The organism is Rhizobium sp. SEMIA4064 (assembly GCF_003025035.1).
Taxonomy (GTDB): domain Bacteria; phylum Pseudomonadota; class Alphaproteobacteria; order Rhizobiales; family Rhizobiaceae; genus Rhizobium; species Rhizobium paranaense.
In genome coordinates this window covers 26,717-42,885 of record NZ_PYJN01000022.1, presented here as the reverse complement: position 1 = coordinate 42,885, position 16,169 = coordinate 26,717, and the positions used below count along the sequence as shown (strand labels likewise).

General features: G+C 61.2%; 16 protein-coding genes. 9 read left to right on the top strand and 7 right to left on the bottom strand.

Annotated elements, in window-relative coordinates; all coding sequences use genetic code 11:
• The first annotated feature begins 113 nt into the window (after window positions 1-113).
• Window positions 114-1,280, top strand: a complete 1,167-nt coding sequence (locus C9E91_RS17410) for a D-alanyl-D-alanine carboxypeptidase family protein (protein WP_107109537.1) — start codon at window positions 114-116, stop codon at window positions 1,278-1,280.
• Window positions 1,281-1,293: 13 nt separating this feature from the next.
• Window positions 1,294-2,496 (top strand): CobW family GTP-binding protein, encoded by a 1,203-nt coding sequence (locus tag C9E91_RS17405; protein WP_107109536.1) that lies wholly within the window; start codon window positions 1,294-1,296, stop codon window positions 2,494-2,496.
• A gap of 220 nt (window positions 2,497-2,716) precedes the next feature.
• Here C9E91_RS17405 and C9E91_RS17400 read toward each other — a convergent pair whose 3' ends face one another.
• The 5 genes from C9E91_RS17400 to C9E91_RS19850 all read right to left on the bottom strand — a co-directional run bounded on the left by C9E91_RS17400 (window position 2,717) and on the right by C9E91_RS19850 (window position 6,623).
• Window positions 2,717-2,950, bottom strand: a complete 234-nt coding sequence (locus C9E91_RS17400; RefSeq protein WP_107109535.1) for a sulfurtransferase TusA family protein — start codon at window positions 2,948-2,950, stop codon at window positions 2,717-2,719.
• Entirely contained in the window at window positions 2,943-4,235 is a 1,293-nt protein-coding gene (locus C9E91_RS17395; RefSeq protein ID WP_107109534.1) for a L,D-transpeptidase family protein, read from the bottom strand. Before C9E91_RS17395 ends, C9E91_RS17400 begins: the two co-directional genes overlap by 8 nt.
• A 232-nt stretch (window positions 4,236-4,467) precedes the next feature.
• Window positions 4,468-5,421, bottom strand: a complete 954-nt coding sequence (locus C9E91_RS17390; RefSeq protein ID WP_107109533.1) for an acetyl-CoA carboxylase carboxyltransferase subunit alpha — start codon at window positions 5,419-5,421, stop codon at window positions 4,468-4,470.
• Between the two features lie 63 nt (window positions 5,422-5,484).
• Window positions 5,485-6,459 (bottom strand): site-specific tyrosine recombinase XerD, encoded by a 975-nt coding sequence (gene xerD, locus C9E91_RS17385; protein WP_511458170.1) that lies wholly within the window; start codon window positions 6,457-6,459, stop codon window positions 5,485-5,487.
• Complete coding sequence (locus tag C9E91_RS19850) at window positions 6,456-6,623, bottom strand: hypothetical protein (RefSeq protein ID WP_028754795.1); 168 nt, start codon at window positions 6,621-6,623, stop codon at window positions 6,456-6,458. Before C9E91_RS19850 ends, xerD begins: the two co-directional genes overlap by 4 nt.
• A 160-nt stretch (window positions 6,624-6,783) precedes the next feature.
• Here C9E91_RS19850 and C9E91_RS17380 point away from each other — a divergent pair, with 160 nt between their 5' ends.
• Genes C9E91_RS17380 through C9E91_RS17370 form a run of 3 tightly spaced genes read left to right on the top strand, consistent with a single transcriptional unit; the run spans window position 6,784 to window position 9,805 of the window.
• Window positions 6,784-7,374 (top strand): shikimate kinase, encoded by a 591-nt coding sequence (locus C9E91_RS17380; protein WP_107109924.1) that lies wholly within the window; start codon window positions 6,784-6,786, stop codon window positions 7,372-7,374.
• On the top strand, window positions 7,371-8,498 hold the full coding sequence (gene aroB, locus C9E91_RS17375) for a 3-dehydroquinate synthase (RefSeq protein ID WP_107109532.1): 1,128 nt from the start codon (window positions 7,371-7,373) through the stop codon (window positions 8,496-8,498). The genes C9E91_RS17380 and aroB overlap by 4 nt, the downstream gene beginning before the upstream one ends.
• Window positions 8,495-9,805, top strand: coding sequence for an HlyC/CorC family transporter (locus C9E91_RS17370; RefSeq protein ID WP_107109531.1), 1,311 nt, complete (start codon window positions 8,495-8,497; stop codon window positions 9,803-9,805). The genes aroB and C9E91_RS17370 overlap by 4 nt, the downstream gene beginning before the upstream one ends.
• 3 nt (window positions 9,806-9,808) lie before the next feature.
• Here the strand turns inward: C9E91_RS17370 and C9E91_RS17365 are convergent, their stop codons facing one another.
• Entirely contained in the window at window positions 9,809-10,096 is a 288-nt protein-coding gene (locus C9E91_RS17365; protein ID WP_107109530.1) for a BolA family protein, read from the bottom strand.
• A gap of 105 nt (window positions 10,097-10,201) precedes the next feature.
• Between C9E91_RS17365 and C9E91_RS17360 the strand changes: the two genes are divergently transcribed.
• The 4 genes from C9E91_RS17360 to C9E91_RS17345 all read left to right on the top strand — a co-directional run bounded on the left by C9E91_RS17360 (window position 10,202) and on the right by C9E91_RS17345 (window position 15,127).
• Window positions 10,202-10,822, top strand: a complete 621-nt coding sequence (locus tag C9E91_RS17360) for a J domain-containing protein (RefSeq protein ID WP_107109529.1) — start codon at window positions 10,202-10,204, stop codon at window positions 10,820-10,822.
• 310 nt (window positions 10,823-11,132) lie between these two features.
• Entirely contained in the window at window positions 11,133-12,122 is a 990-nt protein-coding gene (gene cobS, locus C9E91_RS17355; RefSeq protein ID WP_107109528.1) for a cobaltochelatase subunit CobS, read from the top strand.
• 19 nt (window positions 12,123-12,141) lie between these two features.
• Complete coding sequence (gene cobT, locus C9E91_RS17350) at window positions 12,142-14,034, top strand: cobaltochelatase subunit CobT (protein WP_107109527.1); 1,893 nt, start codon at window positions 12,142-12,144, stop codon at window positions 14,032-14,034.
• A gap of 76 nt (window positions 14,035-14,110) precedes the next feature.
• A complete protein-coding gene (locus C9E91_RS17345) occupies window positions 14,111-15,127 on the top strand; it encodes an esterase-like activity of phytase family protein (protein WP_107109526.1) in 1,017 nt (338 codons plus the stop codon).
• 25 nt (window positions 15,128-15,152) lie between these two features.
• Here C9E91_RS17345 and C9E91_RS17340 read toward each other — a convergent pair whose 3' ends face one another.
• A complete protein-coding gene (locus C9E91_RS17340; protein WP_107109525.1) occupies window positions 15,153-16,121 on the bottom strand; it encodes a quinone oxidoreductase family protein in 969 nt (322 codons plus the stop codon).
• Window positions 16,122-16,169: the final 48 nt, after the last annotated feature.

Below are 16,169 nucleotides of genomic sequence, written 5' to 3'. Positions count from 1 at the left end.
CAAGGCTGTGATCGGTTGGCAATAAACTCGTCAATCGCCTTTGCCTTCTCTTAGCCATATAGGTTAAATAGGGGGAGCTTTCGAGAAAATTCCGGACTTCTGAAGGATTGACCGTGCTGACGAAGCAGAATCGTTTGTATGCCGCCTTGCGGCTGGTTCCCATGGCCGCCGCCGCATCCATGCTTTTCCTGTCGACCGCGCATGTGGCCGAAGCCAATCCGCATATCCTCGTCGATGTCAGCAGCGGCCGGGTGCTCGATCATGAAGACGCCTTCCGCAAGTGGTATCCGGCTTCGCTGACCAAGCTGATGACGGTCTATGTCGCCTTCCGTGCCCTTCAGTCCGGCCAGGTCACGCTCGATACGCCCGTTGTCATGTCCAAGCTTTCCTCTTCGCAGCCGCCCGCGAAGATGTATTTCAAGCCGGGCCAGAAGCTGACGCTCGACAATGCGCTGAAGATGATGTTGGTCAAATCCGCCAACGACCTCGCGATGGCGATCGCGGAGACGGTCGGCGGTTCCGAGCAGGGTTTCGTCGCGCGCATGAACGCGGAAGCCGCCCGCCTCGGAATGCGTGACACGCATTACATCAATCCCAATGGCCTGCCCGGCAAGGGCCAGTACACGACAGCACGCGATCTTGCGGTCGTCAGCGTGGCGCTCCGCCGCGAGTTCCCGCAATATGCCGGCTATTTCTCGCTGGAAGGGTTCACCAACGGCGTCAAGCAGGTGCCGAACATCAACATGCTCATCGGTCGCTTCGATGGCGCCGACGGCATGAAGACTGGTTTCATCTGTGCTTCCGGCTTCAACCAGATCGCCTCGGCCACACGCAACGGCCGTACGCTGGTCTCAGTCGTTCTCGGAACGGACAGCCTTGCCGCACGCGCCGATGATTCCGCTAATTTCCTCGAAAAGGGTTTCGAGAACCAGTTCTCCGGCCGGGATACGCTGGCAAGCCTGCAGCCCTATGGACAGGGCCAGGACGAGGTTGCCGACATCACCGCCGACATCTGCAGCGCCAAGGGCGCGCAACACCGCAGCGAGACCCGCGATCCCACCGGCCGCACCAAGGTGCAGTCGCCCTATATCCATGAAATGGATCACGAGCCGAATTTCGTCTATGCCGGCCTGATCGGCGGTCAGGACGTTGCCACCGCAAGCAAGGGCGACAAGGACGATGTGGCGGCGAAGGGCGACAAGGCCGTGAAGGGCGACAAAATTGCCGTTACGGGCGGTGTCACCGGTATTCCCATCCCCATGCCGCGTCCCACTTACTGATCGGACCTGAACCATGAGCGTTCCGCAGGAGAGGGTGCCGGTTTCGATCCTGACCGGTTTTCTCGGAGCCGGCAAATCGACATTGCTCAATCGCATCCTCAAGGACGCGGAGATGCGGGATGCGGCTGTCATCATCAATGAGTTCGGCGATATCGGCATCGACCACCTGCTGGTCGAAAGCTCCGGCGATGCCATCATCGAGCTCTCCGATGGCTGCCTCTGCTGCACGGTGCGCGGCGAGCTGGTGGATACGCTCGCAAATCTGATGGACGCTATGCAGACCGGCCGCATCCGGCCGCTGAAGCGCGTCGTCATCGAAACGACCGGCCTTGCCGATCCGGCGCCGGTGATGCAGTCGATCATGGGCAATCCGATCATCGCCACCAATTTCGACCTGGATGGTGTGATCACCGTCGTCGATGCGGTCAACGGCTTGCAGACGCTCGACAATCATGAAGAGGCGCGCAAGCAGGTCGCGGTTGCCGACCGGCTGATCATCTCCAAGACTGGCCTGGAAGGCGCTGCCTCCCTCGGCATGATGGAGGGACGGCTGCGGGCGCTCAATCCGCGGGCGCAGATCATGAATGCCGACAGCGAAGCGGCCGGCCGCGCCGCCATTCTCGTCAACGGGCTCTACGATCCGGCCTCCAAGATCGCCGATGTCGGCCGCTGGCTGCGCGACGAACTTGAGGCTGATGATGATGACCATGATCACGAACATGGGCATGACGAGCCCGGGCACGATCACGATCATCATCACGGCGGCCACGGCCATCATCGCCATGGCCACCATCATCATGGCCATCGGCATCAGCACGCCCATGATGTGACCCGTCACGGCGAGTCGATCCGCTCCTTCTCGATTGTCGAGAGCCAACCGATCGATCCGATTGCGCTGGAAATGTTCATCGACCTCCTGCGTTCCGCGCATGGCGAGAAGCTGCTGCGGATGAAGGCGATCGTTGCCATGTCCGACAGGCCGGAGCGTCCGGTCGTGCTGCATGGCGTGCAGAATATCTTCCATCCGCCGGTGCGCCTGCCCGCCTGGCCCAATCCCGACGACCGGCGCACGCGCATGGTGATCATCACCAAGGATCTGCCCGAAGACTTCGTGAAGGGCCTGTTCGACGCGTTCCTGAGCAAGCCGCGTGTCGACACGCCGGATAGGGCGGCGCTGCAGGACAACCCGCTGGCGGTGCCGGGGATGCGGTTTTAGTTTCACTCCGATGAGATCAAGCAACCCGCCTCGCCCTTCGAGGGCCCTGCGGCCACTTCAGGGTGAGGCTGATCTTTGTGCATTGTCGCCCATAGTCAGAGTGCAGTGTCAGGTATGCCCAAGGAATGCCGGGCTCGCTCCATCCTCATGGTGAGGCGGGAGCCTGAGCTTGTCGAAGGGCGACCCTCGAACCACGAGGATGGCCCCTGACCGCGGCCGATCAACCCTTGCGAATGATGAAGCGATGGCCGCTGTCGGTCTTCTCGCTGGCGAGAAGTGCGTGGCCCTTTTCATTGCAGAGATGCGGGATGTCGATGATGGCGAGGGGATCGGTCGTTTCGACCGTCAAAGTCGTGCCGCTCGGCATTCCGCGCAGGCGCTTTTCCGTTTTGATCGCCGGATAGGGGCATTTCAGCCCGCGCAGGTCGTAAACCTCGTCGGTCAGGCTATTCACTCTTGGCCCAGAACTTCCAGAAGGGCGGCTTCTTGGCTTCGGTCTGCGCGGTCTCGACAGCCGGAGGCGGTGCATAGGCGAGCGGATTGACGCCCGGGTTCATCGGGTTCGCCATCGGGATCGGCACATTCGCCGGAATGTTGGCTGCCACGGCGATGTCGGCGGGTTGAGCCACCGGCTGTCCGGTGAGACCCGGGGCGGCCGTCGCCATACGGATGCTTGCCGTCGTCGGATTGGCGACCGTGGCGCCGCGGGCAAGCTGCTGGCCCGACTGGTTCGCCATCATCGATTCCAGATCAGCCACCTTCATCATCTTGCCGGCGGCAAGCGCGGTGCCGGTCGGGGCATAGGCGATATCGTGGCCCTTGCGCTGCTTGGCGACAACAGCCTTGCGTTCGGCTTCGGTCGGGTCGTACCAGGCCATGCCGTCAAATTTCTTCAGAGCGGCGGTGTAATCGGCGTCATACTGCTTGTTGTAGGACAGAAGCGCAGTCTGCAGGGCCGGCGGGGTGGTCATGACAGGGCATTTGCCGCCGGCGTTGAACGGGCCACTGGCCTGCTGGTTGAAGACGTATTTCTTCTCGCAGACCTCGACTTCCGGCGGACGCTTGGTCACTTCGAAATTGTCGTAGCCGACCTTCAGCATCTTCCAGAATTCGATATTGGGGCTGAGGCGGTGTTTGACCATGTTTTCCGCTGTCATGCGGAAGGGATAGGCTTCGAGTTGGATCGCCTTCTGGCCGCCCTTGAAGGCGTCGCGCGCGAAGGCATAGATCTCCAGCACCTGCTGGTCGGTCATCGAATAGCAGCCCGACGACGAGCAGGCGCCATGGATCATCAGATTGGCGCCGTTGCGGCCGTTGGCCGCGTCATAGCGGTTCGGAAAACCGGTGTTGATGGCAAGGTAATATTTGGAGTTCGGATTGAGGTTGGCCGGCGTCAGCATGTAGAAGCCTTCCGGCGCTTGCCGGTCGCCTTCCTTCACCTTCGGGCCGAGACGGCCGGACCAGGCGCAGATCTTATAATCGGCGATGACCTCGAAGCGATTGCTCTGGTTCGCCTTGAGGATCTCCATCGCACCTTCTTCCTTGAAGATGCGGATCATGATCGGCGAATTGCGGTCCATGCCCTTTTTCGACATGTCGGCGAGGATGTGGCTCGGAAGCGGCTGCTCGACCTTGTTTTTCACCGTCGACAGATCGACCGACGCGGATTCGAGCGTGTCGTTACAGCCGGCAAGAGCCAGCGCCATCAGGGAAACATAGGCAAGGTGACGGATGCGCATTCTGACTTAGCCCATAGACATGAAGAGCGGCCGGCACGATCTGTTCGCCGCCGCCAAATCGAAACATGAAACGGAATCATAGACGGCTTATACTTGAGAATTCCTTACCAGCCTATGACGTGCTCGCGGCGCACCCGCAAGCTTTTCTTTGTCATAAAGGGTTCGATAACAAGAATGTGGCCAAGATTTGGCCTCATTCCCGTCTTGGGGCATCAGGAATCTCGAACCTGAGTTAGAGATTGCGACCCATGTTGAGGAATTTCTGACGGCGGTCGCTGCGCAATTGTTCGCCCGAACGGCTGGAAAGTTCGCTAAGCGCGTTGGAAATCATGTCGCCGGTCGCGGCAATCACCGTCTGCGGATCGCGATGCGCGCCGCCAAGCGGTTCGGGAATGATGCCGTCGATGATGCCAAGCCCCTTCAGATCCTCGGCGGTGATTTTCATGTTGGTGGCGGCTTCCTTGGCGCGGGTGGAATCGCGCCAGAGGATCGAGGCGGCACCTTCGGGTGAAATCACGCTGTAGATCGAATGTTCGAGCATATAGACGCGATTGCCGGTGGCAATCGCGATCGCGCCGCCGGAGCCGCCTTCGCCGATGACGACCGAGATGATCGGCACCTTGACGCCCAGGCACATTTCCGTGGAGCGGGCAATCGCTTCAGCCTGACCGCGCTCCTCGGCGCCGACGCCGGGGTAGGCGCCTGCCGTATCAACCAGGGTGACGACGGGCAGTTGAAAACGGTCGGCCATTTCCAGGATGCGGATCGCCTTGCGGTAACCCTCGGGACGGGCGCTGCCGAAATTGTGCTTCAGGCGCGTCTTGGTGTCATTGCCTTTTTCCTGGCCGATGACAGCGACAGGCTGGCCGCGGAAACGGGCGAAGCCCGCCTGGATGGCGGCATCCTCGGAAAATTTGCGGTCGCCGGCCAGCGGCGTGAATTCCGTAAACAGCGCTCCGGCATAGTCGACGAAATGCGGGCGCTGCGGATGGCGGGCAACCTGCGTCTTCTGCCAGGCATTGAGCTTCGAATAGATGTCGGCCATGGCTTCGCGGACGCGAATTTCGAGCCGTCCGACTTCATCAGACGTATCGATACTCTCGTCTTCGCTTGCCAGTTTCTTCAGCTCGTGAATCTTGCCTTCGAGATCCGAGATGGGTTTTTCGAAGTCGAGATAATTGTGCATGAGGTGCGTTTCCGATCCTTTTGCCCGTGACGAGAGACGGCACGTATAGCCTGTGTGCCGGTCCTAATCCTGTTTTTTAGCCTGTTTGGCAAGGGGGTGATGCGTTTGCACCAGTTGGTGAAGCCGTTCTTCCAGCACATGTGTGTAGATTTGTGTGGTCGAAATGTCGGAATGGCCAAGAAGTTCCTGCACCACGCGCAGGTCCGCGCCATTGGCAAGCAGGTGGCTGGCGAAGGCGTGGCGCATCACATGCGGCGAGATCAACGAGGGTGTCAGGCCGGCGCGAATGGCGAGATCCTTCAGGTCGCGCGCAAAGACCTGCCGCGGCAGATAGCCCTGCTTGGAGGCTGCGGGAAAGAGCCATGGGCTTTCCGGAACTGGCTGTTTGGTGTTTGCAGCCTCCAGCGCCTGTCGGCGGCCATAGGTCTTCAGCGCAGCGATGGCCGACTGTGACAGGGGCACCAGCCGCTCCTTGTTGCCTTTGCCGCGGATCATCAGGAAACGGCCTTCCTGGTCCAGCACTTTCGCCGGCAGGGACACGAGTTCGCTGACGCGCATGCCGGTGGCATAGAGCAGCTCCAGCAAAACCAGCATGCGCAGATGCTGCAATTGATCGGGACCTTCGACGGCCGCTTCCTGTTCGGCCTGGGCGAGAAGGCGCGTCACATCGTCGACGCCCATGGTCTTCGGCAGGGCGCGGCCCTTCTTCGGCGCGTCGAGAATGCCGGTGGGATCATCCGTGCGCAGACCCTCGGCATAGAGAAATTTATAGAACTGGCGCATGGCCGACAGCCGGCGTGCCTGCGACGAGGGCTTGAAGCCCTGGTGTGAAAGGCCGGAGAGATAGGCGCCGAGATCGTTCGATGCGGCTTCCGTCATGCGGACCTTGCGCTCCGACAAAAAGGAGTGGAGATCGTCGAGGTCGCGCTCATAGGACTGCAGCGTGTTGACCGCCGCGCCGCGCTCGGCGCTCATCATTTCGAGGAAGGCTTCCATATGGACGCGGCTCAGATCCTTCACGGCGATCCCCGCGCTCACGGCTTGACCGAGCCGGTTGCCGGCGGGTTGACGCGTTCGGAGGGTATGCGGATCGTCACATCGCGCGGCTGCGGATCGACGAAGAGCACTAAAGCCCACATTGCTCCATAGACCGATCCGGCGATGACCGCGCAGATGACAAGGAAGCGAAACAGGGTCGGCATTCAGAAACTCTCCTCGTCCCAATCATTGGTCCGGCGATATAGTGTAATCATATCCGACAAGCGTTAGCCGAAGGATATTGCAGACATGTTTATGTTGCGGCGTCTTGACGCTACAGGCGCATTTGACGATACCGTTTCCAAACAAATTGTGAATGGGCCGATGAACGAAGAAGTGCTGACCCTTGCAGAAAGCCTCAGAGACAAAGCGCGCGCCGTATTGGGCACGCGCAACCTTGTCCTCGTGGGGTTAATGGGGGCCGGAAAATCCTCGATCGGCCGGCTGGTCGCGCATCAGCTCGGCATTCCCTTCGTCGATACGGATATCGAGATCGAACGCGTTTCGCGTATGACGATTTCCGAGCTGTTCGAGGCTTATGGCGAAGACGAGTTCCGGGCGCTGGAAACGCGGGTGATCAAGCGGCTGCTCAAGGGCGGCCCTCGCGTCGTTTCCACCGGCGGCGGCGCCTTCATCAACGACCGGACGCGCCGGCATGTCAAACGCAGCGGCCTGTCCGTCTGGCTGAAGGCCGATCTCGACGTGCTTTGGGAGCGGGTCAACAAGCGCGATACGCGACCGCTGCTCAAAACCGAAAATCCGAAGCAGACCCTCGAAAAGCTGATGAATGCGCGCTATCCGATCTATGCGGAAGCCGATCTCACGGTTTTGTCCCGCGATGTGGGCAAGGATGTCATGGTCAAGGAAGTCCTTGTGGCCATCGTCGAGGGGAAAGAAGGAAGCAAGACACCATGAATGCGATCACATCGGCCGAGCGTCTCGTCCGCGTGCCCCTCGGCGAGCGCGCCTATGACATTCTGATCGGCCCTGGCCTGATTGCGCGCGCCGGCAAGGAAATCGCAGCAAGGTTGAAGGGCCGCAGAGCCGCTGTCATCACAGACGAAAATGTCGCGCCGCTCTATCTCGATGCGCTGATTGCGAGCCTTCAGGAGGCTGGTATCCAGTCCTCCAAGCTCGTCCTGCCGGCCGGCGAGAAGACAAAGAGCTTCGAGCATTTGATGGCCGTCTGCGATGCCGTGCTCACGGCGCGTGTCGAGCGCAACGATGCCGTCATCGCGCTTGGCGGCGGCGTGATCGGCGATCTCGCCGGCTTTGCTGCCGGCATCGTGCGCCGCGGCGTCCGTTTCGTACAGGTGCCGACCTCGCTGCTGTCGCAGGTGGATTCGTCCGTCGGCGGCAAGACCGGCATCAATACCCATCACGGCAAGAACCTAGTCGGCGTCTTCCACCAGCCCGATCTCGTACTCGCCGATACCGACGTGCTGAATACGCTCAGCGAACGCGAATTCCGCGCCGGCTATGCCGAGGTCGCCAAATACGGCCTGATCGACAAGCCGGATTTCTTTGCCTGGCTGGAGGCCAACTGGAAAGAGGTGTTCTCCGGCGGCGCTCAACGCATCGAGGCGATTGCCGCGAGCTGCCAGGCGAAATCCGACGTTGTCGTTGCCGACGAGCGCGAAAACGGTCCCCGGGCGCTGCTCAATCTCGGCCACACCTTCGGCCATGCGTTGGAGGCGGCCACCGCCTACGACAGCCGGCGGCTGGTGCATGGCGAGGGCGTTTCGATCGGCATGGTGCTGGCGCACGAATTTTCCTCGCGCCTCAATCTGGCAAGCCCTGACGATGCCAAGCGCGTCGAGACGCATCTGAAGGCGGTCGGCCTGCCGACGCGGATGGGCGACATTCCGGGCGATCTGCCGCCGGCCGAGGTGTTGATGGACGCGATCGCTCAGGACAAGAAGGTCAAGAGCGGCAAGCTCACCTTCATCCTGACCCGCGGCATCGGGCAATCTTTCGTCGCCGATGATGTTCCGGCTTCCGAAGTTCTCAGTTTCCTAAGGGAAAAACATCCGCAATGACGGTTCAAGGCACGCTGGCTGCTCTGTGGGAATATTGGCCCGAGATCATCTCGATCATCGCGCTCGTGCTGCTGTCGGCATTTTTCTCCGGTTCGGAAACGGCGCTGACGGCGGCTTCGCGCAGCCGCATCCATACGCTGGAGGCGAATGGCGACGAGCGCGCGGGGATCGTGCGGCAGTTGATCGAGCGCCGTGACCGGCTGATCGGCGCGCTGCTGATCGGCAACAATCTCGCCAACATCCTGTCGTCATCGATCGCAACCAGCCTGTTTCTCGGCCTGTTCGGCAGCTCCGGCGTTGCGCTGGCGACGGCGGCCATGACGGTCATTCTCGTCATCTTCGCGGAAGTCCTGCCGAAAAGCTGGGCGATCTCGACGCCGGACCGTTTTGCTCTCAATGTCGCCGGCACGGTGCGTCTCTTCGTTGCCGTCGTCGGACCGATTTCGAGCTTCGTCAACGCCATCGTTCGTCAGATTCTCGGCCTCTTCGGCATCAATCTCTCCAAGGAAGTGTCGATGCTGTCGGCGTATGACGAGCTGCGCGGCGCCGTCGATCTGCTGCATCGCGAGGGTTCGGTGGTCAAGGCCGACCGCGACCGCCTGGGCGGTGTGCTCGATCTCGGCGAGCTGGAGCTTTCCGACATCATGGTCCATCGCACGGCGATGCGCGCCATCAATGCCGACGATCCGCCGGAAGTCGTCGTCCGCGCCATTCTCGATAGCCCCTATACGCGCATGCCGCTCTGGCGCGGTACGATCGACAACATCATCGGCGTCGTCCACGCCAAGGATCTGCTGAGGGCGCTGGCGGAGCCGAATGTCGAGCCGGAAAATCTCGACATCGTCAAGATCGCGCAAAAACCCTGGTTCGTGCCCGACAGCACTAATCTCGAAGACCAGCTCAACGCCTTCCTGCGCCGCAAGCAGCATTTTGCAGTCGTCGTCGACGAATATGGCGAAGTGCAGGGGATCGTTACCCTTGAAGACATTCTGGAAGAGATCGTCGGCGATATTTCCGACGAGCACGACCTCGATATCCAGGGTGTGCGGCAAGAGGCCGATGGCTCGATCGTCGTCGATGGCGTCGTACCGATTCGCGATCTCAACCGCGCGCTCGACTGGGATCTGCCCGACGAAGAGGCGACGACGATTGCCGGTCTCGTCATCCACGAATCGATGACCATCCCGGAAGAACGTCAGGCCTTCACCTTCTACGGCAAGCGCTTCATCGTCATGAAGCGGGAAAAGAACCGCATCACAAAGCTTCGGATCAGGCCGGCAGAGACGGAAGAGGGGAAGTCGGAGTAGCCGTTACCACCGCACGGCTTCGCCCGGTGCTGCGGGTTCCACGGCAAGGGCATGCAGGCCGGCATCGAGTTCCGGCTTCAAAAGCTCTGTGATCGCCCTGTGGCGGGCAAGGCGTGTCATGCCCGTGAACTTGGCGGAGACGATTCGAACTCTTATATGGGTCTCGCCCGTTCCGGTCATGTCGGGCTGATGACCGGCATGTAAGTGGCTTTCGTTGATGACAGCGAGACGTTCGGGCGCGAAGGCTTCGTTGAGCTTTTTCTCAATGCGGGATTGAAGCGTCGTTTCCATATTCCCGCCGGTACCTTGTTCGCGAAAAAGGTTTCACAAAGCCTGCAACATTCCCATTTGTCAATTCTTGTTGTGGGGTGGCTGAGGCCCCATAATTAGGGCGCCATGAGACTCGATTCAAAATATTTCGATCGCATTCGAACCCGCCGCAAACGCGAGCCGGAGGCCGAACAGGCTCCGCCGACGTGCCAATGGGACGGCTGCGATAAAAAGGGTACGCATCGTGCGCCGGTCGGGCGCAATGCGGAAGGGCAGTTCTTTTTGTTCTGCTTCGAGCACGTCAAAGATTACAACAAGGGCTACAATTATTTTTCCGGCCTCTCGGACGGTGAGATCGCGCGCTACCAGAAGGAAGCCATCACCGGTCATCGTCCGACCTGGACCGTCGGCGTCAACAAATCGGCGCGCAACAGCCCACTGCAATCCGACATCCGTTCCGGTTCCTATTCCCGCGTGCGCGATCCCTTCGGTTTCGTCAAGGACGGGCAGGGGCAGGGACGCGGCCCGCGTTTCCCGCAGGAGCGCAAGCTGAAGACGCTCGAAGCGAAAGCCTTCGACACGATGGGGCTGGCTGCGAACGCCACCAGCGCCGAGATCAAGAGCCGTTACAAGGAATTGGTGAAAAAGCACCATCCGGATGCCAATGGCGGTGACCGCGGGTCGGAGGAACGGTTTCGCGCAGTCATTCAGGCTTATCAATTGTTGAAGCAGAACGGTTTTTGTTAATTCCTGTCCTTGCTCTCCGCCTTCAATCAGGTATGGTCCAAATCGGCTGAGGCCGCAGGCGACTGCGGCAAGGTGCGCTTTTGGCTGGCTGCACCTCGGCCAACTTTCCGGACGCGGCGTTTCTTGTCCGGGACTCTGTTCAAGAATGCTCGCAAGCGATCATGTCGTCGCGCCGAGGTTTCGCTTCAGTCCCGGAGAAGTATCGCCGTTGTTCCGACCTGACGGATGCGGACAACAAGCTGCGGCGTCACGGATCAAAAACGGCTGAGATTGATATGGCTGGGTGAGAGTCACCCGCCCTGGAGACATGATGAGCAAGATTGACCTTGATATTTCCGAGCTTCCCGATACGACCGTTTCGGTCCGTGAAGTCTTTGGCATCGATTCCGATATCCGCGTTCCGGCATACAGCAAGGGCGATGCCTATGTGCCCGACCTTGACACCGACTATCTCTTTGATCGCGAGACGACGCTCGCCATTCTCGCCGGCTTTGCCCATAACCGCCGCGTGATGATTTCCGGCTATCACGGCACCGGCAAGTCCTCGCACATCGAGCAGGTCGCAGCCCGCCTCAACTGGCCCTGCGTGCGTATCAACCTCGACAGCCATGTCAGCCGTATCGATCTTGTCGGCAAGGACGCGATCGTCGTGAAGGACGGGCTGCAGATCACCGAATTCAAGGACGGCATCCTGCCCTGGGCCTATCAGCACAACGTCGCCCTCGTCTTCGACGAATACGACGCCGGCCGCCCGGACGTGATGTTCGTCATTCAGCGCGTGCTGGAATCGTCGGGCCGCCTGACGCTGCTCGACCAGAGCCGCGTTATCCGTCCGCACCCCGCCTTCCGCCTGTTCGCGACGGCCAACACCATCGGTCTCGGCGACACGACTGGCCTCTATCACGGCACGCAGCAGATCAACCAGGCGCAGATGGACCGCTGGTCGATCGTCACGACGCTGAACTACCTGCCGCACAACAACGAAGTCGATATCGTGCTCGCCAAGGTGAAGTCCTTCCGCACCGAAAAGGGCCGCGACACCGTGTCCAAGATGGTGCGTGTCGCCGATCTGACCCGTGCAGCCTTCATGAACGGCGATCTTTCCACCGTCATGAGCCCGCGTACGGTCATCACCTGGGCGGAAAATGCGGAAATCTTCGGCGATGTCGCCTTTGCCTTCCGCGTGACCTTCCTCAACAAGTGCGATGAGCTGGAGCGGCCGTTGGTCGCCGAGCAGTATCAGCGCGCTTTCGGCGTCGAGCTGAAGGAAAGCGCCGCCAACATCGTGCTCGAAGCCTAAGAAGAAGAGCCAGCAAGTCATGGCAGGTCGCGGAGACAATTCCAAAGCGAAGCCGGGTGCCCCGGTGGACATGGAGCCGTTGCGTCGGGCGATTACCGGCTGCGTACGCTCGATCGCCGGCGATGCCGAGGTCGAGGTGGCTTTCGCCAACGAGCGCCCGGGGATGACGGGCGAGCGCATTCGCCTGCCGGAGCTTTCGAAGCGGCTGACGGCGCATGAGCTGGCGGTGACGCGCGGCCTTGGCGATTCCATGGCCTTGCGGCTTGCCTGCCACGATGCGCGCGTGCATGCCACCATGGCGCCGCAGGGCGCCGATGCGCGCTCCATCTTCGATGCCGTCGAACAGGCTCGCGTGGAATCGATCGGCGCGCTGCGCATGAGCGGTATGGCCACCAACCTCAATTCGATGAATTCAGAAAAATACGCCAAGGCGAATTTCTCCGGCATCGAGCGGCAAGAAGATGCGCCGATCGGCGAGGCCATGGCGATGATCGTGCGCGAGAAGCTGACCGGCCAGCAGCCGCCGGCAAGCGCCGGCAAAGTGCTCGACCTCTGGCGTTCCTTCATCGAGGACAAGACCGGCGGCGAACTCGACCATCTGCTTTCTGCCATCAATGACCAGCAGGCTTTTGCCCGCGTCGTGCGCAGCATGCTGACGGCCATGGAAATGGCCGAGGAATACGGCGACGAGGACATGGAGCCGGATTCCGATGAGGAGTCTGCCGAGGAGGACAAGCCGAGCGGCGAGGATCAGGATGATCAGGACGTCGAGAACGACGACGGTTCCGACTCCGCGCCTGCTGAGGACAGCGAAGCTTCCGATGAGCAGATGGACGACGGCGAGATGGATGGCGCCGAAATCTCCGACGACGACATGAGCGAAGAGGGCGAAGAGGATTCGGAGACGCCGGGCGAAACCCGCCGTCCGAACACGCCCTTCGCCGATTTCAACGAAAAGGTCGACTACCACGTCTTCACCGAGGAATTCGATGAGACGACGACGGCGCAGGAGCTCTGCGACACCGTCGAGCTCGAGCGCCTGCGTGCCTTCCTCGATAAGCAGCTCGCGCATCTGCAGGGTGCCGTAGGGCGGCTCGCCAACCGCCTACAGCGCCGGTTGATGGCGCAGCAGAACCGCGCCTGGGATTTCGACCTCGAAGAGGGTTATCTCGACCCGGCACGTCTGACGCGCCTGATCATCGATCCGATGCAGGCACTCTCCTTCAAGATGGAGCGCGACACGCAATTCCGCGATACGGTCGTGACGCTGCTGATCGATAATTCCGGATCGATGCGCGGCCGGCCGATCACCGTCGCAGCCACCTGCGCCGATATTCTGGCGCGCACGCTGGAACGCTGCGGCGTTAAGGTCGAAATCCTCGGCTTCACTACCAAGGCCTGGAAGGGCGGACAGGCGCGCGAGAAATGGCTTGCCGGCGGCAAGCCGCAAACGCCGGGCCGGCTCAACGATCTTCGCCACATCATCTACAAATCGGCAGACGAGCCCTATCGGCGGGCGCGTACCAATCTCGGCCTGATGATGCGCGAAGGCCTGCTCAAGGAAAATATCGACGGCGAGGCGCTGATTTGGGCGCATAACCGCCTGCTCGGCCGCCGCGAGCAGCGCCGCATCCTGATGATGATCTCGGACGGCGCGCCGGTCGACGATTCGACGCTGTCTGTCAATCCGGGCAACTATCTGGAGCGGCACCTGCGCGCCGTGATCGAGCAGATCGAGACGCGTTCGCCGGTGGAGCTGCTGGCAATCGGCATTGGCCACGACGTCACGCGCTATTATCGCCGCGCCGTCACGATCGTCGATGCCGACGAGTTGGCCGGCGCCATGACGGAACAGCTTGCATCGCTGTTCGAGGATCAGGCAAGCCTGCCGCGTATGCGTCGCGCAAGCTGAATAGCCCATAGTCAAACCTGCATCGGCCTTCCGGCCGGTGCGATTTCCGCCCAGTTGCAAGGCCCCGTGAGAGCCCATGAAACGCCTTTGCCGCGCGACCATGCTTGTGATGCTGCTCGCCGGCTGTGGCTCTGTGGATACTTCGGAAGGCGGATCTGCGGACATCCACGCGACGGCGATTTCGGCGTTCAAGCCCGGTTCCGAGCAGACACGGTTCGGTGCGCTTGAATTTCTCGGCGGCCTCGAACTCAGCTCCGGCAATGCGCTTCTCGGCGCCCTCTCCGCCATCCGCTTCCGTCCGGATCAGCGTCATTTCGTTTCGGTCCTGGATACCGGCCATTGGCTGACGGGAACCATCGAGCGTGACGAGGACGGCAAACTGAAAGGCATCGTCGATGCCCGTATCATGCCCATGGTCGACCGTTTCGGTGAGACGGATGCCGGTAAGGGCGCGATGGATGCGGAGGGGCTGGTGCTACGGGGCAACCATGTTCTCGTCAGCTATGAGCAGAATCATCGCGTCGATTCCTATCCCGATCCCGGCTTCGAGACATCGCCGCCGGATGGCAGCATTCCGATCCTGATCCCGAAGAAGCAATTGCACGGCAACCGCAGCCTGGAAACCCTGATGACCGCGCCGCAATCAAGCCCGTTGGCGGGGGCAGCGGTGATCGTCGCGGAGCGCAGTCTGGACGATGAAGGCAACATGCTGGCGGCAATCCTGGATGGGCCGCTGAAGGGCCGTTTTACGGTGCGCCATAGCGACGATTTCGACGCCAGCGACGGTGTTTTTCTGCCCGACGGCGATCTGCTGCTGCTGGAGCGGCGCTTCGATCTGGCGCACGGGATCGGCGTACGCATCCGCCGTATTGCCGGCGGCGACATCAAGCCCGGCGCGGTCGTCGACGGCAATGTCATCTTCGAAGCAGGGTCCAATCTGCAGATCGACAATATGGAAGGGCTGGACGCTTTCCGGGCTGCCGACGGTACGATCCACCTGATCATGGTCTCCGACGACAACCATTCGATTTTGCAGCGAAGCCTGATGCTGGAATTCCGGCTGCGGGACGATACGGCAGTCAGCATGAAATAGCGGCCCGCGCCTTTGACGTGGTTCCTCAGGATGTCACGGCATTCATCGTGAAGACGGTGCGCCGCGCGCTGTCATCCTCCGGCCATGCCCGCTCGACGTCGGAGAGGGGAACGGGCTTTACTGCGACCGTCAAGCCGGCCGGAGTGGTCGCCCGCAACAGCTTGCCGACGGCATGGACGAGCCCGTCGACCGATATGCTGCCGATGCCGCTGCCCATCAGCTCGATTGCGGAAGAACGCAGCACTGCGCTCGGCAGTGTTATATCCGCCCCGCTGCTGGAACCGATCTGCACGAATCGCAGAGGCACGGCATCCCGGCCGAATTTGGCGGCGGCGATCAGCAGGCGTTCGGCGCTTCTTCCCCAGAGGTAGTCGATGACGACGTCTACGCCCTCGGCGAATTGTTGCTTGAAGCTCTCCCCCAGAGCGGCGTCGTTTTCCACCAGGGGGATCGTCACATCGGCGCCAATCGCCGCAAGCGAGCGTAGGGCGTCGATGTTGCGGCCGGTGGCGATCACCTTGCGTGCGCCGAGATGCTTGGCGATCTGCACGGCGAGGCGGCCGGCGGTGCCGGTGGCGCCGTTGATCAATACGGTCTCACCGGCCTTGAGTTTGGCGCGTTCGGTATAGGCGGCCCAGGAGGACATGCCGGGATTGGCAATGGCGGCAGCGGTGATGTCGTCGATATCGTCGGGCAGGGCTATACAATGGGCCGGGGACACCACGGCGTATTCTGCCATGCTGCCGAACGGCGCCTTCGGCACGACGAAATAGACCCGACGCCCGTCGTCAAGCCGGCCCACGCCGTCGATGCCGACGACAAAGGGGAACTGGCCGGACGAGCTGTAGTGTTTGCCCGAGGCCCGGCCCTTGACGACATGGCTGATGGCGGCGGCGGTAACGGTGACGCGAACCTCATCCGCCGATGGCACCGGCTCGGCGAAATCTCCGTAAACGGGCGCGTGCCCGGCTTCCCTGACGATGGCAGCTTTCATGACATTTATCCTTTTGGATCTCGATAATGCGTGTATAATGCACATATA